Source organism: Xanthomonas sp. LMC-A-07, assembly GCF_030208825.1.
In the GTDB taxonomy this organism is placed as follows: domain Bacteria; phylum Pseudomonadota; class Gammaproteobacteria; order Xanthomonadales; family Xanthomonadaceae; genus Xanthomonas; species Xanthomonas campestris.
In genome coordinates this window covers 608,323-632,710 of sequence record NZ_JARVTF010000008.1, presented here as the reverse complement: position 1 = coordinate 632,710, position 24,388 = coordinate 608,323, and the positions used below count along the sequence as shown (strand labels likewise).

Genomic DNA, 24,388 nt, shown 5'->3' with positions numbered 1-24,388 from the left:
CATGATCGAGCGCAATGTGACCACGCCCGCCTGGGGTGCATGGCCGGCGGGCGACGGGCAGGTGCGCTTTGCGCTCTGGGCGCCCGATGCCCATACCGTGGAAGTGATCTTCGACAGCGGCGAGCGTGCCGCGCTGCAGCGGCAGGACGATGGCTTTTTCAGTGGCGTGGTGGCTTGCGCACTGGATGCGCGCTACCGCTACCGCGTGGATGGCCAGACGCCGGTGCCGGACCCGGCCTCGCGCTGGCAGCCCGATGGCGTGCACGGCTCCAGTGCGGTGCAGCGCGTTGACGGCTACCACTGGACGCACACGCAGTGGCAGGGCCGGCCGTGGGACGAGGCGGTGATCTACGAACTGCACGTCGGTGCCTGCGGCGGCTACGCCGGTGTGCAGGCGCAGCTGCCGCAGCTGGCGGCAATGGGCATCACTGCGATCGAGCTGATGCCGCTGAGCGCGTTTCCCGGTGCGCACAACTGGGGCTACGACGGTGTGCTGCCGTATGCGCCGGCCGAGGCCTATGGCACGCCGGACGAGCTGAAGGCACTGATCGACGCCGCACACGGCCATGGCCTGATGGTGTTGCTGGATGTGGTCTACAACCACTTCGGCCCGGACGGTAATTACCTGGGCAGTTACGCCTCGGCGTTCTTCAACGAAGACAAGCCCACACCGTGGGGCGCAGCGATCGATTTCCGCAAGCCGCCGGTGCAGCGCTATTTCCTCGACAACGCGCTGATGTGGCTGCACGAATACGGCTTCGACGGGCTGCGCCTTGATGCGGTGCATGCGATCACGCCCAATGCGTTCCTGGATACCTTGCGCGAGACCATCGAGGCCAGCCTGCCGGCCGGGCGGCACGTGCATCTGGTGCTGGAAAACGAAGCCAACCAGGCCTCGCAACTGGACCGTGGCTACACCGCGCAATGGGACGACGATTTCCACAACGCGCTGCACGTGCTGCTGACCGGCGAGGAAGAGGGCTATTACGCCGCGTTTGCCGACCAGCCCACCCAGCATCTGGCGCGCGTGCTTGGCGAAGGCTTCGCCTATCAGGGCCAACCCGATCCGCGCGGGCATGTGCGTGGCGAGCCGAGCGGGGCGCTGCCGCCGCATAAGTTCGTGATCTTTGCGCAGAACCACGACCAGATCGGCAACCGCGCCTGCGGTGAGCGGCTGAGCGTGCTGGTGTCGCCGCAACGGCTGCGCGCGGCGCTGGCACTGACTGCGCTGACGCCGATGATCCCGCTGTTTTTCATGGGCGAGCCGTGGGGCGCAACGCAGCCGTTCCTGTTCTTCACCGACTTCGGCCCGCCGCTCGACGATGCGGTGCGCGAAGGCCGCCGCCGCGAGTTTGCGCACTTTGCCGCATTCGCCGACCCGGCCAAGCGCGAAACCATTCCCGACCCCAACAGCCACGCCACCTTTGCCGCCTCGCGTGTGCCGATCGAAGACGCCGCGCACGGCGACGGCGCGCAGTGGGCGGCCTGGTTCCAGGCGCTGCTGGGCGTGCGCCGGCAGTGGCTGGTGCCCGGCCTGGCGCAGGCGCGCGCGCTGCGTGCCAGCGTGCTGGCCGACGGTGCAGTCACCGCCACCTGGGAGTTGCCGGGCGGGCTGTGGCATATCGCCTTCAACGTTGGTGCCGAGGCGGTGCCGTTGCCGCCGCTGCGTGGCCGCGTGGCGCATGCCGAGAACGTTGCGGCCGATGCGCAGACGCTGCCCACCGACAGCTTCATCGCCTGGTACGAGGAACACGCATGAGTAGGCAGGAACTGCATGCCCTGGCCGCCGCGGCCGGGGTGATGGTGGATTGGGTGGACGCCAGCGACCAGCCGCGCCAAGTGGCGCCGGAGTCGATCCATGCCGTGCTCACCGCGCTGGAATTGCCCGCCGCCAGCGCCGCGCAGCGCGCCGACAGCCTGCAGCGCATCCGCGCCACTGCCGCCGAGCCGGCGCCGCTGGTGACGGTGAAGGTGGGCGAGCCCTTGCCGTTGCAGGTTGCGCCCAACGCACAGGGCCGCTGGCAGGCCGAAGACGGCAGCAGCGAGGCCGCGCGGGCCGATGCGCAAGGCCGGCTGCTGGCGCCGGCGCGCTTTGGCTACTGGACGCTGGAACTGGGCACCACGACCCAGCAGGTGGCCGTGGCGCCGCAGCGCTGCTTCAGCGTGGCCGACGCCTGTGGCCAGCCGGCGCCGCGTGCGTGGGGCATGGCGCTGCAGGTGTATTCGGCCCGCAGCGCCGACGATGGCGGCATTGGCGATGCGGCCGGTGCCATGGAGTGGGTGCGGCAGGCCGCCGGCGCCAATGCCGATGCGTTGGCGCTGAGCCCGGTGCATGCCTCGCGCCCGATCACCGGCGGCTACAGCCCGTATTCGCCCAGCGACCGGCGGTTCCTGGACCCCTTGCACGCTGCACCGGTGCGCGTGCTGGGCGATGCCGTGCACACGGCGATTGCGGCCGTGCCCGGCCTGCGCGAGCGCCTGGACGGGCTGCATGGCACCGCATTGATCGACTGGCCGGCCTCGGCCGCTGCCAAGTGGAAACTGCTGCGCCAGCTGTCCACGCAGGTGACGCCGGACCACCCGGAGCTGGCCGCGTTTCGCGCCCAGGGTGGCGCGGCGCTGGAGGCGTTTGCGCACTTCGCCGCGCGCGACTTCGGCGATGGCGATGCGCACCTGCATGTGTTCACCCAGTGGCTGGCCGCACGCAGCTGGGCCGACGTGCAACGTGAAGCGCACGAGCGCGGCATGCGGATCGGCCTGATCGCCGACCTGGCCGTGGGCTTCGATCCGAACGGTGCCGAAGCCGCGGCCGCGGCCGACACCGTGCTGCGCGGGCTGGTGCTGGGCGCGCCGCCGGACGCCTTCAATGCCGATGGCCAGCACTGGGGCATCGGTGCGTACTCGCCCACCGCGCTGCGCCGTAGCGGGTTTGCGCCGTATATCGCGCTGCTGCGTGCAGTGCTGCGCGACCGTGGCGGCATCCGCATCGATCACATCCTGGGCCTGCTGCGGCTGTGGGTGGTGCCCGATGGCGCCAGCTCCGGCGATGGCGCCTACCTGGCGTATCCGCTGCAGGACCTGCTCAATCTGCTCGCGCTGGAATCCTGGCGGCATCGCGCCATCGTGATTGGCGAGGACCTGGGCGTGGTACCGCCGGGCATCCGCGAAGAGCTCTCGCGTCGCGGCGTGATGGGCATCGACGTGCTGATGTTCACCCGCGACCAGGAGGGTGCGTTCGTGCCGCCGGCGCTGTGGCGTGCGGACGCGGTGGCCACCACCACCACCCACGATCTGCCCACCCTGACCGGCTGGCGCGCCGGCCGCGACATCGACTGGCGTCGCAAGCTCGAGCTGATCCAGCCCGCGCAGGCGCAGGCCGACCACCAGACTCGCATGCGTGACGCTTCGCGCCTGGACGCGGCCGTGGCCGACGCCGGCCTGGGTAGCGATGCGCCGTTGCTGGATGCGTTGCGCTTCACCGCCAGCAGCGTGTCGCCGCTGGCCCTGCTGCCGGTGGAAGACGCGCTGGCGCTGGACGAACAACCCAATCTGCCGGGCACCGTCGAGGTCCATCCCAATTGGCGCCGACGCCTGCCCGACCCCTTGCCCCAGGCGCAGCTGACCGCCGCGCTGCAGGGTTTTGCCGAGGCGCGCCGCGTCTCGGCCGTTTCGGAACCGCATCCATGATTCCCCTTCGCGCCACCGCCCGCCTGCAGCTGCATGCCGGTTTCACTTTGCACGATGCGCTTGCGCAGGTGCCGTACTACGCCGGGCTGGGCATCAGCCATCTGTATCTGTCGCCGATCGGCACCGCGGTGCCGGGCTCCACGCACGGCTACGACAACATCGACCCCACGGTGGTCAACCCAGAGCTCGGTGGCGAAGACGCTCTGGTGGCGCTGTCACAGGCCGCACGCGCGCACGACATGGGCCTGATCGCCGACATCGTGCCCAACCACATGGCCACGCACGCGCAGAACGCGTGGTGGTGGGATGTGCTGCGCAACGGCCGCAGCGCCAAGCACGCCGACTGGTTCGACATCGATTGGCGCGCCCCGGGCCGCGACGGCAAGCTGTGGCTGGCGGTGCTCGACCGGCCCTATGCCAACGCATTGGCCGACGGCCTGATCACGCTGGTGCTGGATGACGACGGCACGCCCGCGCTGGCGCATTACGACCAGCGCTACCCGATCCGTCCGCAGACCCTCGACGTGCCGGAAGCCTCGGCGCGCGCGCAGTGGCTGCGTGACTACAACGACGGTGCCAAGCGCGGCGACGGCCGCCTGCACAAGTTGATCGAACGCCAGCCCTACCGCCTGAACTGGTGGCGCGTGGGCAACGACATGCTCAACTACCGCCGCTTCTTCGACATCACCTCGCTGGTGGCGCTGCGGGTGGAGCTGCCGGCAGTGTTCGACGCGGTGCATGCGCTGCCGCTGCGGCTGGTGGCCGAAGGCCATCTGGACGGCCTGCGCATCGACCATGTCGATGGCCTCACCGATCCTACCGGCTATGTGCGCAAGCTGCGCAGCCGGCTGGATGCGGCCGGCCGCCAGCGCGGGCTCAAGCCCGGCAGCCTGGGTCTGTACCTGGAAAAGATCCTCGCCCCCGGCGAGCACCTGCCGGCCGACTGGCCCTGCGACGGCACCACCGGCTATGACTTCATGGACCAGGTGGGCGGCGTGCTGCACGACGCGGCCGGCTTCAAGCCGCTGGCGCGCGCCTGGCAGAAGGTGAGCGGGCGCAGTGGCGACTTTGCGCAGGAAGAACGCAGCGCACGCGATGAGATGCTGCGCGGCTCGCTGCAGACCGAGTTCAATCGCGCGGTGGGTGCGCTGTCGGCCCTGGCGCGGCTGGATCCGCCCACCCGTGAGTTCAGCCCGCAGATGCTGGCACGCGGGCTGTGCGTGTTGCTGCGCTGGTTCCCGGTGTACCGCACCTATGCCAGCGCCAAGGGCCTGAGCGGTGCCGATGCGGAGCGCCTGCGCAGCACCGCCGCGCGGGCGCGCCAGGGCATGCCCGAGGCGATCGTGGCGGCGGTGGATGCCATCGAGCGCTGGCTGCTGGACGACAACGGCGCCGACCGCGCGCAGATCGCGCTACGCCGCATCCTGCGCCGCCGGGTGGAGCAGTTGTCGGCCCCGCTCAATGCCAAGGCTGTGGAAGACACCGCGTTCTACCGCCACGGCGTGTTGTTGTCGCGCAACGAGGTTGGCAGCCATCCGACCCATTTCGCCAACGACATCGCGCAGTTCCATGCGCAGAACCAGGAACGCGCCAAGCACTACCCGCGTGCGCTGCTGGCCACCGCCACGCATGACCACAAGCGCGGCGAAGACCTGCGCATGCGCATGGCGGTGTTGTCCGAACAACCGCGCTGGTGGGTGGAGCAGAGCACGCAGTTCGATGCGCTGACCGAATCGCTGGAGGCACCGGCCCTGGCCGGCGGCGACCAGCAGATGCTGTGGCAGACCCTGGTGGCCGCCTGGCCGATCGGGCTGGGCGCCGACCAGGCCGAGCCGCTGGCCGCGTTTGCCGAGCGCGTGGCGCAGTGGCTGCTCAAGGCCGTGCGCGAAGCCAAGCTGCACACCAGCTGGACCGATGGCTCGCCCGATTACGAGCAGGCCGTGCAGGCCACCGTGGAGCAGGTGCTGTGCAGCCGCGCCGGCCTGCCGCTGCGCCGCGCGCTGTTGCGCGCCAGCAACCACATCGCCGCCGCCGGTGCGCGCAATGCGTTGGCGCAGACCACGCTGCGCCTCACCGTGCCCGGCGTGCCCGATCTGTACCAGGGCACCGAAGGCTGGGATCTGTCGCTGGTGGACCCGGACAACCGCCGCCCGGTGGACTACGCCCAGCGCCAGCAATGGCTGACGCTGCGCCGCGACTGGCATGCGCTGCTGCGCAGCTGGCGCGATGGCGCGGTCAAGGCGCGCCTCACCGCGGTGCTGCTGCAACTGCGCGCCGCGCATCCGGCGCTGTTCGCGCAAGGCGACTACCAGCCCTTGAACGTAGCCACCGGCACGCAGGCGCAAGTGATCGCCTTCCGCCGCCAGCATCGTGGCCAAGCGTTGATCGTGGCCGTCACCCGGCTGGGTGCCGGTGAGCAGGCATCTGGCGAGCTGCCGCTGCTGGTGCCGCCGGCGGAATGGGGCAACGCGGCGCTGGCCCTGCCGGATGGGGCGTATCGCAATGTGCTCGATGGCAGCACACTGCAGCCCCAGCGCGGGCGTCTTGCGCTGTCCACGCTATTTGCACGCTCCCCGGTGGCAGTGTTGCTGACCCCCTCAGAGGAAACACGATGAACGACACGCAGCGCCAGGCACGCCTCCGTCAGCTGGCACAGGAAATATGGGAGGCCGAAGGCCGCCCGGACGGGCATGCCGACCGCCACTGGGCCATGGCCGAGCGCCTGGTCGAGGCAGAAATTCGCGCCGCCGAGCAGGGCGCCGCTGCGCCCGCCGGCCCGCGTATCGTTGCATCGTCGTAATCGCGTTCCCGTATTCGTTCACCGCGTTCTAAGGAGTCACCGATGGCCACTCGCAAGTTCACCCAGCGCTCGCGCATTCGCGAAGGCCGTCCCAATCCACTCGGTGCCACCTGGGATGGCCTGGGCGTCAATTTCGCGCTGTATTCGCGCAATGCCACCCGCGTGGAGCTGTGCCTGTTCGACGAGCGTGGCCGTGAGCAGGAACGCATTCCGCTACCCGAATACACCGACGAGGTCTGGCATGGTTACCTGCCCGACGCGCGCCCGGGCCAGCTTTACGGCTACCGCGTGCATGGCCCTTACGCACCCGATGCCGGGCACCGCTTCAACCACAATAAATTGCTGCTGGACCCGTATGCCAAGCAGATTGTGGGCGAGCTCAAATGGGCGCCGCATCTGTTCGGCTACACCATCGGTCACCGCGACAAGGACCTGAGCTTTGACCGCCGCGACAGCGCCGCGTTCATGCCCAAGTCCGCAGTGATCGACCCAGCCTTTACCTGGGGCCAGGACCGCCCGCCGCAGACCCCGTGGAACCGCACCGTGATCTACGAGGCGCACGTGCGCGGCCTGAGCATGCTGCACCCGGCCGTGCCGCCGGAAAACCGCGGCACGTTCTCGGCACTGAAGACCGACGAGCTGATCGATCACATCAGTTCACTCGGCGTCACTGCGGTCGAATTGCTGCCCGTGCACGCCTTTGTCGATGACCAGTACCTGCTGGAAAAAGGCCTGCGCAATTACTGGGGCTACAACACGCTGGGCTTTTTCGCGCCGCAGGGCCGTTACATGTCCACGCGCACGGTGGCCGAGTTCAAGCAGATGGTGGCGCGGCTGCATCACGCCGGGCTCGAAGTGCTGCTGGACGTGGTCTACAACCACACCGCCGAAGGCAACGAGCTCGGGCCGACGCTGTCGTTCAAGGGCATCGATAACGCCAGCTACTACCGCCTGGCCGACGATCGCCGCTTCTACATCAACGACACCGGCACCGGGAACACCTTCGACCTCACCAATGTCGGCGCGCTGCGCATGGTGATGGATTCGCTGCGTTACTGGGTGCAGGAAATGCATGTCGATGGCTTCCGCTTCGACCTGGCCAGCATCCTCGGCCGCGAGCGCTACGGGTTCGATCCTTCGGGCAGCTTCCTGGATGCCGTGCGCCAGGATCCGGTGCTCAGCCAGACCAAGCTGATCGCCGAGCCGTGGGACATCGGCCCCGGCGGTTATCAAGTGGGCAACTTCCCGCCAGGCTGGGTGGAGTGGAACGACAAATTCCGCGACAACGTGCGTGCGTTCTGGCGTGGCGATGGCGGCCAGCTGGCAGAACTGGCCACGCGCCTCACCGGGTCGGCAGACCTGTTCAACCACAGCGGCCGCCGCCCCACCGCGTCGGTGAATTTCGTCACCGCGCATGACGGCTTCACCCTGCGCGATCTGGTCAGCTACGAAGGCAAGCACAACCTCGCCAATGGCGAAGACGGCCGCGATGGCAGCGATCACAATATCTCCGCCAACTATGGCGCTGAAGGCGAGACCGACAACCCCGCCATCAAGCAGCTGCGGCGGCAACAGATGCGCAACCTGCTGGCCACCTTACTGCTCTCGCAGGGCACGCCGATGCTGCTGGCCGGCGATGAATTCGGGCATAGCCAGAACGGCAACAACAACGCGTACTGCCAGGACAACGAGCTGACCTGGATCGACTGGACCGCGGCCACCAAAGCCGCTGCCGCAGACCAGGCCGCGTTTGTGCGTCGCCTGATCCGCATCCGCCAGCGTTACCCGTTGCTGCATCGCGCACGCTTCTTCGACGGCAAGTTCGACGAAGCGTTGGGTCTGAAGGACCTGACCTGGCTGGCGCCCAACGGCAACGAGATGGACGAAGCCGCCTGGCACGACCCCGAAGCGCGCGCGCTGATGCTGCGCCTGGACGGCCGCTCGCCGACCACCGGCCTGCGCGAAATCGCCGCCAATGTGACGTTGCTGATGCTGATCAATGCCGCGCCCACCAGCGTCGCGTTTACGCTGCCGGCGATGCACGACGAACACTGGCGCGTGCTGGTGGACACCGCACGTCATGGTGGCCGCGTGGTCGCCGGTGGCAGCGAATGGAAGGCACCGGCGCATTCGCTCACCTTGCTGGCGGTGGAGCGTGACCGTATCGCCAGCAGCGCCCGGATCGTGTCGGAAGGCGCCCGCTGATGGCGGGGGCGCACTGATGGACGTGTTGTTGGCCGGGGCGACCGGTCTGGTCGGAAAACATGTCCTGCAGCAATTGTTGGCGGATGCGCGCTGCACCGGCGTGGTGGCGATCACGCGCCGGCCGTTGACGCAGATCCACCCCAAGCTGCGCAACCAGGTGATCGACTTCGAACGCCTGGACAGCTGGACCGCACCGCATATGGAAGCGGCCATCTGCGCGCTGGGCAGCACCATGAAACAGGCCGGCTCGCGCAAGGCGTTTTATCGCATCGACCATGACTACCCGATGGCGATCGCGCGCGCCGCCTGCGCGCAAGGCACCTCAGTGTTCGTGCTGAATTCGGCAGCAGGCGCCAATACCGATTCGCGGATCTTCTACAACCGCGTCAAGGGCGAGCTGGAACGCGACCTGCGCGCCGTGGGATTCCCTTCGCTGACCTTCGTACGGCCCGGGCTGATCGGCGGCGAGCGCGAAGAACGTCGTACCGGCGAACATATCGGCAGCCTGGTGCTGGGCGCACTCGGCCCGATCCTGCCACGGCGTTTGCGCATCAACCCGGCCGACCGCATCGCCGCCGCCATGGTGAGCGCCGCGCTGGCACCAGCGCGCGGCGAGCACAGCGTTGGCGCAGCGGAGTTGGCTGGTTGAGCGTGCGGCGGCGCCAGCGACAGCACCCGTAGGAGCGCGCTCGCGCGCGATGAAGCGCTACGGTGAAACCTCATCGCGCGCAAGCGCGCTCCTACAAATTCTCGTGCAGAGCAGTTCCAGCGCAAGTACGCGCAGGCCCTTGCCGACGCTGTAATGGCACGCCACACAGCACGCTGCACGCTGCACATCATCCGCCGCATGCGAACCCCGCTCGTCGTAGGAGCGCGCTCGTGCGCGATGGGCTTTACCGGTAACGCTTCATCGCGCGCAAGCGCGCTCCTACGACTCCGCGCGCAGAAGAAATCTCGTGCACGCATGCGCTGCCTAGGCTGTATCGCACGCCAGATCAAAGCGCCCACGATCTGCAGCCATACGCAGTCCGCTGTCTGTAGGAGCGTGCTTGCGCGCGATGAGGCATCACCGATAACGCCTCATCGCGCGCAAGCGCGCTCCTACCAGGCCCTCAAACAAACGTGGTTCGAAACACACAGCCACACACCACGCCTCACACCCCCAAGGACTGGCCACCATCCACCGCCAGCACCTGCCCGGTGATCCAGCGTGCCTGTGGCGATGCCAGGAAGAGCGCGGCGTCGGCAACATGCTGCACCTGCCCGAAGCCGCCGAACGGAATGCTGTCGCGGATGCGTGCATACAACGCCGGTTCGTCGCGGCTGCGTTGTTCCCACAGCCCGCCGGGGAATTCGATCGAGCCGGGTGCGATCGCGTTGACGCGGATGCGGTCGCGCGCCAGCTCGGCGGCCAGCGTGGTGGTGTAGTAGTTGAGCGCGGCCTTGGCGGTGGAATAGGCGATCGCGCGCGGGGTGGGGCGCTGGCCGTTGATCGAGCTGATGTTGAGGATCACCGCATCGCCACTCTGGCGCAGATGCGGCACTGCGGCGCGGTTGCAGCGCACCGCGGCCATCAGGTCGACATCCAGGCCGGCTTGCCAGCTTTCGTCGTCATTGCCGTGCCCGTAGCCGGAGGCGTTGTTGACCACCACGTCCAGGCCGCCCAACGCCTGTGCAGCGGCATGCACATAGCGCTCGATCTGCGCGGCGTCGGCCAGGTCGCAGGCAAACGTATGCACCGGCGCTCCGTGCGCTGCGAGCCGGGCAGCGGCGTCAGCCAGGCCGTTGGGATTGCGTGCGCACAGCGAGACCTGCGCGCCGCTTTGGACAAAGGCCTGCGCAATCGCCAGCCCGATCCCGCGGCTGCCGCCGGCGATCAGCACGCGTTGCGGTTGTGGGGGAGGTGTGGACATGGCGGCACTCGCATTGGTAAAGCCGCATTATCGATCACCGCCATGCCAGCCACTGTGCACTTACGGCGCTGCGGCCGGCAGCAACCGCGCGGTGTCATTCTGCGCAGCACGGCGCTGCACTGCGGTCGGCGTGCCATGACGCAGCACCTTTCCCAGGCAGTGCCCGCTGTCATCTGAATGCAACCCGTCGTGCGTGACCCGCGCAGCGCAATCCTCATCACCAAGCGGCATGTGCTCATGCGCAATCGCATGCGCGCCGCTAACCATTTGTTTACACACCGCCGCAGCGCTGCGGGCACAACGTGCAGGTCTTCGAGCGGGAACTGCACATGGAAACCCACATCACGGTCATCGGCGCCGGCTTCTGCGGCAGTGCGCTGGTGCGCGCATTGGCACAAGGGGCCGACGCGCAGGTACGCGTCACGCTGGTGGGTGTGGCCGAGACCTTCGGCAGCGGCATCGCCTACGGCGCTGCACGGCCGGAGCATCTGCTCAACGTGCGTGCCAAGGACCTGGGCATCGATGCCCAGGCACCGGCAGCTTTCGCCGATACGCTGCACCTGGGCGAATCGGGACGGCTGGAATTTCTGCCGCGGCTGGCCTATGGCGACTATCTGCGTAGCGAGCTGGATACGGCAGTCAGCGCGGCGCAGGCGTCGGTCGTGCGGTTGTCGCAGGAAGCGGTGGCAGTGGAGCGCGCGCGGCGGGGTTTTCGTGTGTTCCTGGCCAATGGCGATGCGTTCCAGACCGACCAGGTGGTGCTCGCGGTGGGCGCGTTGCAGCCGCAGGCACTGGCCGGCATCGGGCCGCGTTTGAGCGTGCACCCGCGCTACATCGGCTGGCCATGGCAGGGCGATGCGTTGTCGCGGCTGTCGCCCGACGATGACGTGCTGATCGTCGGCACCGGCCTGACCATGGTGGACGTGGCGCTGAGCTTGCACGCACGTGGCCACCGCGGCCGCCTGCTGGCGATCTCGCGGCGCGGCCTGGCACCGCAGGCGCATCTGCGCCAGCCGGGGGCGGCATTGGAGCTACCGCCGCATCTGCAACGGGCCATCAAGGATGCCGATCTGCGCGCCCTGTTGCGTGGCGTGCGCCAACTGAGCGTGGTGGTGGACGATTGGCGGCGCGTGGTGGATGCGCTGCGCCCGCATCTGCAGCCACTCTGGCAACGTTTGGAGCTGGGCCAACGCGCGCGCTTTTTGCGCCATTTGCGCCCGTATTGGGAAGTGGCGCGGCACCGCGTGGCACCAGGTGCGGCCGACCAACTGGCGCAGCTGCAAGACAGCGGGCAGCTGCAGGTGGTGGCGGCGCGGTTGTTGCGTGCGCGCTGGGTGCCGGACGGTGTGGAAGCAGTGATCCGTCCACGCGGGGGCGCCGATGCGCAGACCCGCCGTTTCGATGCGGTGGTGCGCGCCACCGGGCTGGATACCGACATCGACCGCACCAGCGACCCCTTGATCGCCGGCATGCGCGAAGCCGGCTTGCTGCGGGCAGATCCGCTTGGCCTGGGCGTGGATACCGACGCGCAACTGCGCGTGCGCGATGGCGCCGGCCAGGTGGTGCCGGGGCTGTATTGCGTGGGGCCGCTGCTGCGTGGGCGCTATTGGGAAATCACTGCGGTGCCGGAATTGCGTGTGGCCACGCGCGCGTTGGCCGAGCGCTTGCTGCAGGGCGCAACGCCTGCGTTACAGCCGCAACCCGACGCCACACCGCGCGAGGTCAACGCAAGGCCGTAAGGTGTGGATCGGCTGCCGCCACGCGCGTGCAGTGAGATGTCAGGCGGATCAATGTTGGCAGTCATGACAGCGGTGCGATGCGGCAAGGGTTGGCATGGCATTCGTCAGTTGGCTGGCAACGCCATAGCCTCTGCGCGCATGGGCATAGCCGGCGATGTGGATCGGGTGCGCACTTTTGCGCAGCCGTCGTCAAACAGCGCAAACATGCCGCGTGATGCGTAGCGCACTGCACTGCTGCAGACAGCACTGGGTCATGTTGTGGGCCCTGGATTGCCTAGAGTCCAGGCCGCTTCATTCCCCTGTCTGCCTGGAGCTTGCCATGTTTCGTTCCGCATCTATCGCCGTGACCGCCGCGCTGTGCGCCTGCGCGCTGCCCGCCTTCGCCAGTGAAACCCTCAACAGCCGCACCGACGTGCTTGCCGCACTGGAAGCCGGCTACGACGTCAGCGTGAGCACGGACTTGAGCCGCTGCACACCGGAAGAGGGCACGCCGGTGAGCCGCACGCGTGGCGGCCGCCATATCGATGCGTATCGCATCACCGAGGACGGCAACGTGGCCTTCTCCGGCGCGCATTTCACCGTGGCCAACGACGGCAAGCCGATTCAGCAGTTCATGCGTTATCAGCTGCGTCCGGATGGCAGCGTGCGTTTCACCACTTACATGTACGACCTGCCCGGTCTGCAGCAGCGCGGCCCGGTACTGGCGTATCAGTGCGCGTTCAATGAGGGTGCGCGTTTCCACGCGGATTGAAGCGCTCGCACGTGCTGCTAAAAAAGGCGCGCTGGTTTGTTGAACTGCTGCAAGCAGGCGCCTTTGCGCCGCGCACGGAGCACGGCCGCTAACGCGTGCTCCGCTGTCACGCTGCAGCTGCAGCCTGCACGCAACTACAGCCGCAGGCACCGGCAGCGCTATCGCCCTGCACGGCCCGTGACCGTACGCGCAGCCTCAGTGCTGCGCGGGTCCCTGCACCGCCACTGCGGTGGCGGGCGTGCTCTCCCAGCCGCCGCCCAGCGCCTTGAACGCGGCTACCGCGCTGCGGGCCGCCTCGGTCTGCGCCTGCAGTTGCGCATCGGAGGTGCGCAGCAAGGCGTCGTCGGCATTGAGGACTTCGATCAGGCTGACCACACCCTTCTCGTAGGCTGCTGCGGAGGCGCCGCGTGCCTTGCCCAGCGCGTCCACACCTTGTGCCAGCACGGTGGCCTGCTGCTCGCGTTTGACCAGCGCGGTGAGCGCGTTTTCCACATCTTCGGTAGCGCGCAGCACGGCGAGCCGGTAGGCGGCCAGCTGTTCGGCTTCCTGGCCCTTGGCCTGTGCGATCTGCGCGTTGATGCGGCCGAAATCGAACAGCCGCCAGCGCAGCCCGAGCACGCCCGCCGACTGCGCGGCGTCGCCGGTGAACAGGTTGGCGCCGGAGATGGCGGTGGCACTGCCGATCAATCCACTCAGCGAGAATTTGGGGTAGTACTCGGCCATGGCCACGCCGATGCGCGCGTTGGCTGCGGCCAGCCGGCGCTCGGCCACGATCAGGTCCGGCCGCCGCCGCAACAGGTCCCCCGGCGAGGCGGCGCCGGTCACCTGCGGGGCGGTCGGGATCGGCGTGCTGGCCGCCAGCTCGGCCCGGTGGGTGCCGGGCGTGGCGCCCAGCATCACGTCCAGGGCGTTCATCGCGGCGGTCAGCGCGGTTTCCAGCGCGGGCACGCCGGCCTGGGCCTGGGTCAGCGCGCCCTGCGCCTGATGCACCTGCAGGTCGGCCGCCAGGCCCTTGCCCTGCAGTAGCGTCACCATGGCGAGCAGCTGCTGTTGGGTGGCGACCTGGCGCTGGGCCACCGCCAGCCGTGCCTGCAGGCCGCGGATGCTGATGTAGGTGTCGGCGGTCTGCGCCGCCACCGCCAGCCGCGTGGCGGCCGCACCGGCGGCGCTGGCCTGGTAGTCGGCCAGTGCCGCCTGGCGGCCACGGCGCAGCCCCCCGAACACATCGATCTCCCAGCTGGCATTGGCGGTGGCTTCGTAGACGCTCGCATAGCGGTCGAAGTCCGGGGTGTTGCGCAGCACCTGCCCCAGCGGGGCTTCCAGCGATTGGTAGGTGCGGGTGGCCTGACCATTGATGCTGCCGGAGGGCAGCAGGGCGGCGTTGGCCGCGCCCAGCCCTGCGCGCGCCTGGGTCACGCGCGCGGCGGCCTGGGCCAGATCCAGGTTCTGCGCCAGCGCCACCGTGACATACCGGTCCAGGGCCGGGTCGCCAAAGCCGGCCCACCAGCGCGACAGATCGACCGGGGCAGCGGCACTGCGCTGCTCGGCGGCGTCCTGGGCCAGGTAACGGTCCGGCAGTGGGGCGTCGGGGCGAGCGTACTCGGGGCCGACCGCGCAGCCGGCAAGGCTGGCGGCAAGCAGCACGGTGAGGGTGCGCAAAGAGGGCATGGCAGGGCCGGTCTGGCAGTGGAAGTGCAGTGACTATAATACGGATTGGTCACTTTTGTATGTCCCGCGTGGGAGCGTTAAGCTGTGCGCATGAACAAAGCATCCAGTTACCCCGTGTCCGGCCGCGGCCCGGCCGACCATGACGTGCGCGACCAGATCGTCAACGCCGCCACCGAGCATTTCAGCCGCTACGGGTACGAGAAGACCGCCGTCTCCGACCTGGCCAAATCCATCGGTTTCTCCAAGGCGTACATCTACAAGTTCTTCGAATCCAAGCAGGCGATTGGCGAGATGATCTGCAGCAACTGCCTGCGCCAGATCGAGGACGAGGTGCGCGCCGCCGTGGACGAAACCGATTCGCCACCGGAGAAATTACGCCGGATGTTCAAGGTGATCGTGGAGGCGAGCCTCCGGCTGTTCTTCCAGGATCGCAAGCTGTATGAGATTGCCGCCTCGGCGGCGACCGAGCGCTGGCAGTCGGTGGTGGCCTACGAAGAGCGGGTGCAGACGCTGCTGCAGGAGATCCTGCAACAGGGCCGCCAGAGCGGCGATTTCGAGCGCAAAACCCCGCTGGACGAAGCCTCCCGGGCGCTTTACGTACTGATCCGCCCATACACCAATCCGTTGCTGATGCAGCACAGCCTGGACGTCATCGACGAGGTTCCCGGGCTGTTGTCGGGCCTGGTGTTGCGCAGCCTGTCGCCCTAATTCGTTTGTGACTATTGACTGATTTGGTCACAAGTACCAAGATGCGAGCCATCCTAGAACTCCACTGGAACTCGCATGCGTCGGCGCCGTCTTGTTGTTGCATCCCTGCTGTGTGTGCTGCCGCTGGCGTTGGCCGGCTGTGGCGACAAGACCCCGCCTGATCCGCGCACCGCCACGCCGTTGGTGCGGGTGGCGACGGTGGGCGACGCCAGTTCGGCGGCGCGCAGCTTTTCCGGCACGGTGGCGGCGCGGGTCCAGAGCGACCTGGGTTTCCGCGTCTCCGGCAAGGTGTTTGAGCGCCTGGTCGATGCCGGGCAGCGGGTGACCCGCGGCCAGCCGCTGCTGCGGATCGATCCGGTCGATCTCAAGCTTGCCGCGCAGGCGCAACAGGAAGCGGTGACTGCCGCGCGGGCGCGGGCGCAGCAGGCAGGCGAGGACGAAGCGCGCTACCGCGACCTGCGCGGTACCGGCGCCATTTCGGCCTCGGCCTACGACCAGATCAAGGCCGCCGCCGATGCCGCCAAGGCGCAGTTGAGCGCAGCGCAGGCGCAGGCCGATGTGGCGCGCAACGCCAACCGCTACACCGACCTGCTGGCCGACGCCGATGGCGTGGTTATGGAAACCCTGGTCGAACCCGGCCAGGTGGTTGCGGCCGGGCAGCCGGTGGTGCGGCTGGCGCATGCCGGGCGCCGCGAAGCCATCATCCAGCTGCCGGAGACGCTGCGGCCGGTGGTGGGCTCCACCGCGCAAGCCACCTTGTTCGGCAATGCCGGGGTCACCGAGCCCGCCACGCTGCGCCAGTTGTCCGACAGCGCTGACCGGCTCACGCGCACCTTCGAGGCGCGCTACGTGCTTGGCGGCGCCTTGGCCGACGCGCCCCTGGGCACCACGGTGAGCGTCCGCATTCCCGAAGCCGCCACCGCGCAGACGGGGGTGCAGGTGCCGCTGGGCGCGCTGTTCGATGCCGGCAAGGGCACGGGCGTGTGGGTGATCGCCGGCACGCCGGCCAAGGTGGCGTGGCGGCCGGTGCGGGTGCTGCGCCTGGATGACGATCACGCCAATGTCGCCGGCACGCTCGCGCGCGGTGAGCGCATCGTTGCGCTGGGTGCGCATCTGTTGCGCGACGGGCAGCACGTGCGCGTTGCCGGCGCCACCGCCAAGCCCGCGCCTGCGGCAGGAGCGCAGCCGTGAGCGAAGGTCGCTTCAATCTCTCCGCGCTGGCGGTCCGCGAGCGCTCCATCACCTTGTTCCTGATCGTGCTGATCTCGCTGGCGGGCCTGGTGGCCTTCCTCAAGCTGGGGCGCGCGGAAGACCCGGCGTTCACCGTCAAGGTCATGACCATCATCACTGCCTGGCCCGGCGCCACGCCGCAGGAAATGCAGGAGCAGGTGGCCGAAAAACTCGAAAAGCGCATGCAGGAATTGCGCTGGTACGACCGCACGGAAACCTATACGCGCCCGGGCCTGGCATTCACCACCTTGACGCTGCTGGACAGCACACCGCCAGGTGAAGTGCAGGAGCAGTTTTACCAGGCGCGCAAGAAAGTCGGCGACGAAGCCGGCAACCTGCCGGCCGGTGTGGTCGGGCCGATGGTCAACGACGAATACGCCGATGTCACCTTCGCGCTGTTTGCGCTCAAGGCCAAGGGCGAGCCGCAACGGTTGCTTGCCCGCGATGCGGAAACCATGCGCCAACGCCTGTTGCATGTGCCTGGCGTCAAGAAGGTCAACATCATCGGCGAACAACCCGAGCGCATCTTTGTCGAGTTCTCGCATGATCGCCTGGCCACGCTGGGCGTCAGCCCGCAGGACGTGTTTGCCGCGCTCAATGCGCAAAATGCATTGACGGCGGCCGGCTCGGTGGAAACGCGTGGGCCGGATGTGTTCATTCGCCTGGACGGCGCGCTCGACAACCTGCAGAAGATCCGTGACACCCCGCTGGTGGTGCAGGGCCGCAGCCTGAAGTTGTCCGATATCGCCACCGTCAAACGTGGCTATGAAGACCCGTCCACGTTCATGATCCGCAGCGGCGGCGAGCCGGCCTTGTTGCTGGGCATCATCATGCGCGATGGCTGGAATGGCCTGGATCTGGGCAAGTCGCTCGACGCCGAAGTGGGCGCCATCAACGCCGAATTGCCGCTGGGCATGCAGCTGAGCAAGGTCACCGACCAGGCGGTCAACATCGATGCGTCGGTGGGCGAGTTCATGACCAAGTTCTTCGTCGCACTGCTGGTGGTGATGCTGGTGTGCTTCGTCAGCATGGGCTGGCGCGTGGGCATCGTGGTGGCAGCGGCGGTGCCGTTGACGCTGGCGGCGGTGTTCGTGGTGATGCTGGCCACCGGCAAGAACTTCGACCGCATCACGCTGGGCTCGTTGATCCTGGCGCTGGGCCTGTTGGTGGACGACGCCATCATTGCCATCGAAATGATGGTGGTGAAGATGGAAGAAGGCTACGGCCGCGTTGCCGCCTCGGCGTATGCGTGGAGCCACACCGCCGCACCGATGTTGTCCGGCACGCTGGTGACCGCGGTGGGCTTCATGCCCAATGGCTTTGCTGCCTCCACCGCTGGCGAATACACCAGCAACATGTTCTGGATCGTCGGCATCGCGTTGATCGCCTCGTGGGTGGTGGCGGTGGTGTTTACGCCGTATCTGGGCGTCAAGTTGCTGCCGGATCTGAAGAAGATCGAAGGCGGCCACGAGGCGATGTACAACACCCCGCGCTACAACCGTTTCCGCCATGCACTGGAACGTGTGATTGCCCGCAAATGGCTGGTGGCAGGCTCGGTGGTGGGGCTGTTCGTGCTGTCCATCCTGGGCATGGGCGTGGTCAAGAAACAGTTCTTCCCGATCTCCGATCGCCCTGAAGTGTTGGTCGAAGTGCAACTGCCCTATGGCACTGCGATCACCCAGACCAGCGCGGCCACCGCCAAGGTGGAAGCATGGCTGGCCAAGCAGGCCGAGGCCAAGATTGTCACCGCGTATATCGGCCAGGGCGCGCCGCGCTTCTTCCTGGCCATGGGCCCGGAGCTGCCGGATCCCTCGTTCGCCAAGATCGTGATCCGCACCGACAGCCAGCACGAGCGCGATGCCTTGAAGCTGCGCCTGCGCGAGGCGGTTGCACAAGGCCTGGCTCCGGAAGCGCGCCTGCGGGTGACGCAACTGACCTTCGGCCCGTACTCGCAGTTTCCGGTGGCATACCGGGTGAGCGGCGCCGACCCGGCCGTGGTGCGCGACATCGCCGCGCAGGTCAAGCAACGCATGCAGGACAGCCCGATGCTGCGCACCGTCAATACCGACTGGGGCACGCGCACGCCGACGTTGCATTTCACCCTGGATCAGGACCGCCTGCAGGCGGTGGGCTTGAGCTCGTCCGCGGTGGCCCAGCAGCTGCAATTCCTGCTCAGCGGCGTGCCGATCACGCTGGTGCGCGAAGACATCCGCAGTGTGCAGGTGGTGGCGCGTTCGGCGGGCGATATCCGCTTCGATCCGGCGCGCATTGCCGACTTCACGCTGGCCGGTGCCAACGGGCAGCGCATCCCGCTCTCGCAGGTGGGCAGTGTGGATGTGCGCATGGAAGAGCCGATCCTGCGCCGCCGCGACCGCGTGCCCACGATCACCGTCGGTGGCGATGTCGACGATGCCTTGCAGCCACCGGATGTGTCGGCGGCGATCACCCAGCAACTGCAGCCGCTCATCGCCTCGCTGCCGCCGGGTTATCACATCAAGGAAGCCGGTTCCATCGAGGAATCCGGCAAGGCCACCGCCGCGATGCTGCCGCTGTTCCCGATCATGCTGGCGATCACCTTGATCATCATCATCTTCCAGGTGCGGTCGATCTCGGCGATGGTGATGGTGTTTCTCACCAGCCCGCTCGGCCTGATCGGCGTGGTGCCAACGTTGATTGCCTTCCAGCAACCGTTCGGCATCAATGCGCTGGTGGGTTTGATCGCCTTGTCGGGCATCCTGATGCGCAACACGCTGATCCTGATCGGGCAGATCCACCACAACGAGGCCGAAGGTCTGGACCCGTTCCATGCGCTGGTGGAAGCCACTGTGCAACGTGCGCGCCCGGTGATTCTCACCGCGCTGGCGGCGATCCTGGCCTTCATCCCGCTCACCCATTCGGTGTTCTGGGGCACGCTGGCCTACACGCTGATCGGCGGCACCCTGGCCGGCACCATTCTCACGCTGGTGTTCCTGCCGGCGATGTATTCGATCTGGTTCAAGATCCGCCCGGACAACCACAGCGCAGCACCGGCGCCACTGCCTGCCTGAGGTGTCGCGGCGCCGACCACCGGGCCGGCGCCGATTCGGTAATGCACGTTTGCGCTGCAGAAATATCGCGGTTTTCGCACGCACCCTGGCCTCGCGGCTGCGGTGTCGTGTCCTGTCACGCTTCATCCCATGCAAGGTAGCCTTATGCAACAGCAAACTGTGGTGATCATCACTGGCGTGTCCTCGGGAATTGGCCGCGCGGCGGCCGCGCGCTTCGCCACACGCGGCTGCCTGGTTTACGGCACGGTGCGCGATCGAGCCAATGCCGTGCCATTGCCTGGCGTGCAGTTGATCGAGATGGATGTCCGCAACGCCGCGTCAGTGAGGGTGGCCATCGATGCCGTCATCGATCAGACCGGCCGCATTGATGTGCTGGTCAATAACGCAGGGTCCAACCTGGTAGGGGCCATCGAAGAAACCAGCACCGACGAGGCAGCTGCGTTGTTCGACACTAACGTGCTCGGCATCTTGCGCACTGTGCAGGCGGTGGCGCCTTTCATGCGGGCCAAGCGCCAGGGGCGCATCGTCAATGTGAGCTCGGTGCTGGGATTTCTGCCAGCGCCCTACATGGGCGTGTACGCCGCCTCCAAGCACGCGGTGGAAGGCCTGTCTGAAACGCTGGACCATGAGCTGCGTCAGTTCGGCATCCGCGTGAGCCTGGTGGAGCCTTCGTATACCAAGACCAGCCTGGGCAGCAATTCGCCCCTCACGCAGTCAGCAGTCAGCGACTACGATCGCGAGCGCGGGGTGGTCAGCCGTGCGGTGATGCAGACCATCACTGCTGCGCCGCCACCGGACCGCGTGGCGGAAACGGTTGTGGACGCCGCGCTGGGCGCATGGCGCATGCGGCGTACGCCTGCGGGTGAAGCCTCGTTGTTGCGTACCTTGCGTCGCTTCATGCCCTCTGCTGCAGTGGATTCGAGCTTGCGCAAGAAGCTGGGGCTGCGCTGAGTTTGATGCGGACACTGTGCGTGCTGCTGATGTGACGTGCTGAGGCACTGCATGGCGCTGCACGCGTGATACTGGCTGCTGTGTGAGTCGCATGCGCGCCGGATAGCGCGGCGCGGTGTGGCGTGGCCGATCAATGCGTACCGACGTCAGCGCAGCATGCGGCGCAGTTTGGTCCATTCGATCAGCGCCTGCATCGCAGTGCCCAGCGCAGTGCCGAGTTGGGTCAAGGCGTAGCCGATCCGTGGCGGAATCTGCGCATAAGCGGCCGCTGCACGATGCCGTCGGCCTGCAGTTGCTCGAGCTGCCGCGCAAGCATCCTTTGGGTTGATGCCATTGATGCGCCGCTCCAGATCGGAAAAATGCAGCGGTGCCTCGGCGGATAACAGCCGGCACAGGATGATGGTCTTCCACGTGCCCTCGAGCACACGCAGTGCATCGGCGGTGGATGCGGCCCACTCCAGGCGTTGTTGCGGGCCGCCACAGTCCCCGTCGCGCGTGGCCGTCCTATGCCTTCGGTAAGTCACTTACTTTTTCGTGCGTTCTTCTCATTGCTGCACGCGGCCCCAACACTGGTGTCTTGACCACGTGATGAGGCACACCGATGCGGATTGGAATCATTGGAACCGGCAATATCGGCGGCACCCTGGCGCGCAAGCTGCATGCCGCGCAACACGACGTCCGCGTTGCCAACTCGCGCGGTGAGCAGGGCGTGCGCGCGTTTGCGCAAGAGATCGGCGTGACCCCGGCGGATGTGCGCGAGGTGGTGCGCGATGTCGATCTGATCGTGCTTGCGATTCCATTGCCCGCCATTGCCGAGCTTGCGGCCGGGCTGTTCGACGCAGTGCCGCCGCAAGTGCCTGTGATCGACACCAGCAACTATTACCCGGGCATGCGCGATGCACGCATTGCCGCGCTCAATGCCGGCACGCCGGAAAGCGCCTGGGTGTCCGAGCAGATCGGCCGGCCGGTGATCAAGGCGTTCAACAACATCCTGGCCGAGTCGCTGGCCGAGCGCGGGACACCGGCCGGCAGTGCGGGGCGTCTGGCGGTTGCGGTGGCCGGCGACGATGCCGCCGCCAAGCAGACCGTGATGCAGCTGGTGGATCAGGTCGGTTTCGATCCTGTCGATGGTGGCGCGCTGGCCGACTCCTGGCGGCAGCAGCCCGGCACCCCAGCGTATTGTTGCGACGACGACGCAGCGCGCATGCGTGCGGCGCTGGCTGCAGCGGTCCCGGGTGTGGCGCCGGGCAAGCGCGATCAGCTGCCGCAGTGGTTCGCCAAGCTCGGCCCCAATCCCAGCCATGCGCAGATCATTGCGATGAATCGTGCGTTGAACACGCCGACTGAGCCTGCCGGTGCGTGCCACCGGGACGGCGCTGGAGTGCCGCCCGGTGCAGCGCTGGTCGGTGGGGAAGCGTGCCGCCAGTCTGGCGTCTATCGCCTGGCTAGCGCGTCCGCGTGGCGGCACTGCTTCAACCGGTAGCGCGTCCGCCAGATCGTTGTCTTGACCAGCGCTTCTGCATCAGGCGTCACTGACCTGATCGTCGAAAGCCCGTCTTCTGACACTGCCGGGCTGTGCGGCCAGCGCGTGACCTCAAGGCCGCTGTGGCCGGCGATTCACCCAGAATGGCCGCGCGGCCTCACAATAGGCGGCCAGTTCCGGAACGATGTCCCCATGCGCAAGACCTACCAGCTCAACCTCGAAGGCAAGAACCGCGACCGTCTGCTGGAAGCCAGCAAGAACGATATCCGCAAGTACATCCGCCGCGAGCGCCGCAAGGATTTGCCGGAAGGCGCCGATTACTGGGACTTCGACATGCGCTTTGGCGTGGACGAAGCCAGCGCCGCGCCGCTGCCGCCGGCCGAGTTGATCCGCGCGATCAATGCGCTGACCAGCGAAGGCGGCGACCAGTATTTCGTGGAGATCCTGCGTAAGCCGGGCAAGCGCACTCCGCGTGTGGCCGGCGAAAGCGACCACGGCGATGAGCTGGATTTCGAGCAGGACTAAGAGCGTCCCGCGCCTGCGCGCTGCCGGCTCTGGCCGTCACCGCATGCGCGGGCTTACCACCCGCCTGCGCACCAGCCGCACCACGCTGGGGTTGAAGCGCGCATCGGCGCGCCGGTATCAGTGCTGGTCGCCGGATGCCGCGGCGGCCTGGGCCGCGCGCAGCTTGTCCTTCTTGTTCGGGCGCTTGCCCTTGATGCCGCCGGTGGTGTCCGGCGCACGCGCGGTTGCATCGGTTTGCGGCGCGGCGGTTGGCTCGAAGCCTGCCAACACCTCGACCGGCACGCGCGCACCCTCACGTTTTTCGATCAGGCGCCACTGCGGTTGACTGTCCGGTGTGACGAAGCTGATCGCGGTGCCGCTGGCACCGGCCCGCGCGGTGCGGCCGATGCGGTGGGTGTAGTCCACCGTGGCGCGGGGCAGGTCGTAGTTGAGCACTGCGGGCAGCGCGGCGATGTCGATGCCGCGCGCAGCCAGATCGGTGGCCACCAGCACCTGCACCTCGGCCTGTTTGAAGGCGTGCAGCGTGCGCTCGCGCCGGCCCTGGCTCAGGTCACCATGCAGCGGCAGTGCGGTGATGCCGGTTTTTTCCAGCTTCTCGGCGACTTTTTCGGCGGTGTGCCGGCTGGCCACGAACACCAGCAGCTGCGGCCAGCCGTGGTCCTGCAGCAACTGCCGCACCAGCTGGGTGCGCAGGCCGGCGTCCACGGCGATGGCGCGCTGGGCGATGGCCGGGGCCTGCTCAGGGGTGGCCGCGATGGTGATGCGCAGCGGGTCGCGCAGGCGGCGCTTGGCCAAGACCGTGATTGCCGGCGGAAAGGTGGCCGAGAACAGCACGCTCTGCCGCTGCGCCGGCAGCAGCGTCAGGATGCGTTCGAGCTCGGCGCCAAAGCCCAGGTCGAGCAGGCGGTCGGCTTCGTCCAGCACCAGCGTGGCCACTGTGCCCAGCTGCAGCGCGTTGTGTTCTACCAGGTCCAGCAGGCGCCCTGGCGTGGCCACCACGATGTCGGCGCCGCCCCGCAACGCCATCAGCTGCGGGTTGATGGAGCTGCCGCCGGTAGCGGCGACGATCTTCAGCCGTCGCGGTAGATGCGCGGCCAGCTGCAGCAGGCTCTGCTCCACCTGGGCGGCCAGTTCGCGGGTGGGCACCAGGATCAGGCCACCGAGCACGCGCGGTGCCTGGTCCGGCGCCTGCATGCGCTGTTGCAGCAGCGGCAGCGCATAGGCCAGCGTCTTGCCGGAGCCGGTCTGCGCCATGGCGATCAGGTCGCGCCCGGCCAGCATGGCCGGAATTGCCTGCTGCTGGATCGGCGTGGGCGTGTGGTGCCCGGCCTTGGCCAGTGCGGTATCGAAACAGGGCTGCAGCGTTGGCGACAGCGAGAGGTGGGCAAATGACATACGGCGATTATCCGACCATTTGCAGCGCAGCGGCTGACTGCGGGCGTGATGGGGGTTCTATGCCTGTGTCTGCGAAGGAAAACGGACGCTCCGGGGCCGGCATCAACGCAGGCGAGGTAGCGCGTCGTGGTGGCGCTACGCAGGCTGTTGTTCCGAGGTGTCTGCCGTGCAGCAGCATGCGGCTACCCATGCAGCGGTGTCGTGCTGTAGCGCAGCCAGGTGCAAAGGCGCGGCGCACTCGATCTGTCAGTGCAGGCACGCAAATGCCGCATGGGTTTGAGCATGC

General features: G+C 67.6%; 18 protein-coding genes. 14 read left to right on the top strand and 4 right to left on the bottom strand.

What is annotated here, in order from left to right:
- Position 1: 1 nt before the first annotated feature.
- From treZ to QRM89_RS10135, 6 genes are read left to right on the top strand one after another with little or no spacing between them, the layout of a single operon-like run.
- A complete protein-coding gene (gene treZ, locus QRM89_RS10160) occupies positions 2–1,759 on the top strand; it encodes a malto-oligosyltrehalose trehalohydrolase (protein ID WP_285447938.1) in 1,758 nt (585 codons plus the stop codon).
- Positions 1,756–3,687 (top strand): 4-alpha-glucanotransferase, encoded by a 1,932-nt coding sequence (gene malQ, locus QRM89_RS10155; RefSeq protein ID WP_285447937.1) that lies wholly within the window; start codon positions 1,756–1,758, stop codon positions 3,685–3,687. Before treZ ends, malQ begins: the two co-directional genes overlap by 4 nt.
- Complete coding sequence (treY, locus tag QRM89_RS10150; RefSeq protein WP_285447936.1) at positions 3,684–6,302, top strand: malto-oligosyltrehalose synthase; 2,619 nt, start codon at positions 3,684–3,686, stop codon at positions 6,300–6,302. The genes malQ and treY overlap by 4 nt, the downstream gene beginning before the upstream one ends.
- Positions 6,299–6,487: a DUF2934 domain-containing protein gene (locus tag QRM89_RS10145; RefSeq protein ID WP_011035666.1), complete on the top strand. Its 189-nt coding sequence runs from the start codon at positions 6,299–6,301 to the stop codon at positions 6,485–6,487. The genes treY and QRM89_RS10145 overlap by 4 nt, the downstream gene beginning before the upstream one ends.
- A 42-nt stretch (positions 6,488–6,529) precedes the next feature.
- On the top strand, positions 6,530–8,692 hold the full coding sequence (gene glgX, locus QRM89_RS10140; RefSeq protein WP_011035667.1) for a glycogen debranching protein GlgX: 2,163 nt from the start codon (positions 6,530–6,532) through the stop codon (positions 8,690–8,692).
- A gap of 16 nt (positions 8,693–8,708) precedes the next feature.
- The gene (locus QRM89_RS10135) at positions 8,709–9,341 is read left to right on the top strand and encodes an NAD(P)H-binding protein (RefSeq protein WP_285447935.1); all 633 of its coding nucleotides are present in this window, start codon (positions 8,709–8,711) and stop codon (positions 9,339–9,341) included.
- Between the two features lie 505 nt (positions 9,342–9,846).
- On the opposite strand, the gene QRM89_RS10130 is transcribed toward QRM89_RS10135, so the two are convergent.
- Positions 9,847–10,605 (bottom strand): SDR family NAD(P)-dependent oxidoreductase, encoded by a 759-nt coding sequence (locus QRM89_RS10130; protein ID WP_285447934.1) that lies wholly within the window; start codon positions 10,603–10,605, stop codon positions 9,847–9,849.
- 329 nt (positions 10,606–10,934) lie between these two features.
- Between QRM89_RS10130 and QRM89_RS10125 the strand changes: the two genes are divergently transcribed.
- Positions 10,935–12,344, top strand: coding sequence for an FAD/NAD(P)-binding protein (locus QRM89_RS10125; protein ID WP_285447933.1), 1,410 nt, complete (start codon positions 10,935–10,937; stop codon positions 12,342–12,344).
- Between the two features lie 319 nt (positions 12,345–12,663).
- Positions 12,664–13,095, top strand: coding sequence for a VirK family protein (locus QRM89_RS10120; protein WP_115576010.1), 432 nt, complete (start codon positions 12,664–12,666; stop codon positions 13,093–13,095).
- A gap of 195 nt (positions 13,096–13,290) precedes the next feature.
- Here QRM89_RS10120 and QRM89_RS10115 read toward each other — a convergent pair whose 3' ends face one another.
- The gene (locus QRM89_RS10115) at positions 13,291–14,763 is read right to left on the bottom strand and encodes an efflux transporter outer membrane subunit (protein WP_285447932.1); all 1,473 of its coding nucleotides are present in this window, start codon (positions 14,761–14,763) and stop codon (positions 13,291–13,293) included.
- A gap of 90 nt (positions 14,764–14,853) precedes the next feature.
- Between QRM89_RS10115 and QRM89_RS10110 the strand changes: the two genes are divergently transcribed.
- From QRM89_RS10110 to QRM89_RS10095, 4 genes are all read left to right on the top strand, one after another.
- Positions 14,854–15,471 (top strand): TetR/AcrR family transcriptional regulator, encoded by a 618-nt coding sequence (locus QRM89_RS10110; RefSeq protein ID WP_193552134.1) that lies wholly within the window; start codon positions 14,854–14,856, stop codon positions 15,469–15,471.
- A 75-nt stretch (positions 15,472–15,546) separates the two neighbouring features.
- Complete coding sequence (locus QRM89_RS10105) at positions 15,547–16,662, top strand: efflux RND transporter periplasmic adaptor subunit (protein WP_285447931.1); 1,116 nt, start codon at positions 15,547–15,549, stop codon at positions 16,660–16,662.
- Positions 16,659–19,748, top strand: a complete 3,090-nt coding sequence (locus QRM89_RS10100; protein ID WP_285447930.1) for an efflux RND transporter permease subunit — start codon at positions 16,659–16,661, stop codon at positions 19,746–19,748. The genes QRM89_RS10105 and QRM89_RS10100 overlap by 4 nt, the downstream gene beginning before the upstream one ends.
- A 144-nt stretch (positions 19,749–19,892) precedes the next feature.
- Complete coding sequence (locus QRM89_RS10095; protein WP_323370754.1) at positions 19,893–20,699, top strand: oxidoreductase; 807 nt, start codon at positions 19,893–19,895, stop codon at positions 20,697–20,699.
- Positions 20,700–20,845: 146 nt separating this feature from the next.
- Here the strand turns inward: QRM89_RS10095 and QRM89_RS10090 are convergent, their stop codons facing one another.
- Positions 20,846–21,223 carry a winged helix-turn-helix transcriptional regulator gene (locus QRM89_RS10090; RefSeq protein ID WP_285447929.1) on the bottom strand — a complete coding sequence of 126 codons (378 nt, stop codon included), beginning with the start codon at positions 21,221–21,223 and terminating at the stop codon, positions 20,846–20,848.
- A 77-nt stretch (positions 21,224–21,300) separates the two neighbouring features.
- Between QRM89_RS10090 and QRM89_RS10085 the strand changes: the two genes are divergently transcribed.
- Complete coding sequence (locus QRM89_RS10085; RefSeq protein WP_285447928.1) at positions 21,301–22,182, top strand: NAD(P)-binding domain-containing protein; 882 nt, start codon at positions 21,301–21,303, stop codon at positions 22,180–22,182.
- A gap of 192 nt (positions 22,183–22,374) precedes the next feature.
- Positions 22,375–22,707, top strand: a complete 333-nt coding sequence (locus QRM89_RS10080; RefSeq protein ID WP_057671235.1) for a DUF6172 family protein — start codon at positions 22,375–22,377, stop codon at positions 22,705–22,707.
- Positions 22,708–22,824: 117 nt separating this feature from the next.
- Here QRM89_RS10080 and QRM89_RS10075 read toward each other — a convergent pair whose 3' ends face one another.
- Complete coding sequence (locus QRM89_RS10075) at positions 22,825–24,102, bottom strand: DEAD/DEAH box helicase (RefSeq protein ID WP_115541183.1); 1,278 nt, start codon at positions 24,100–24,102, stop codon at positions 22,825–22,827.
- Positions 24,103–24,388 lie beyond the last annotated feature (286 nt).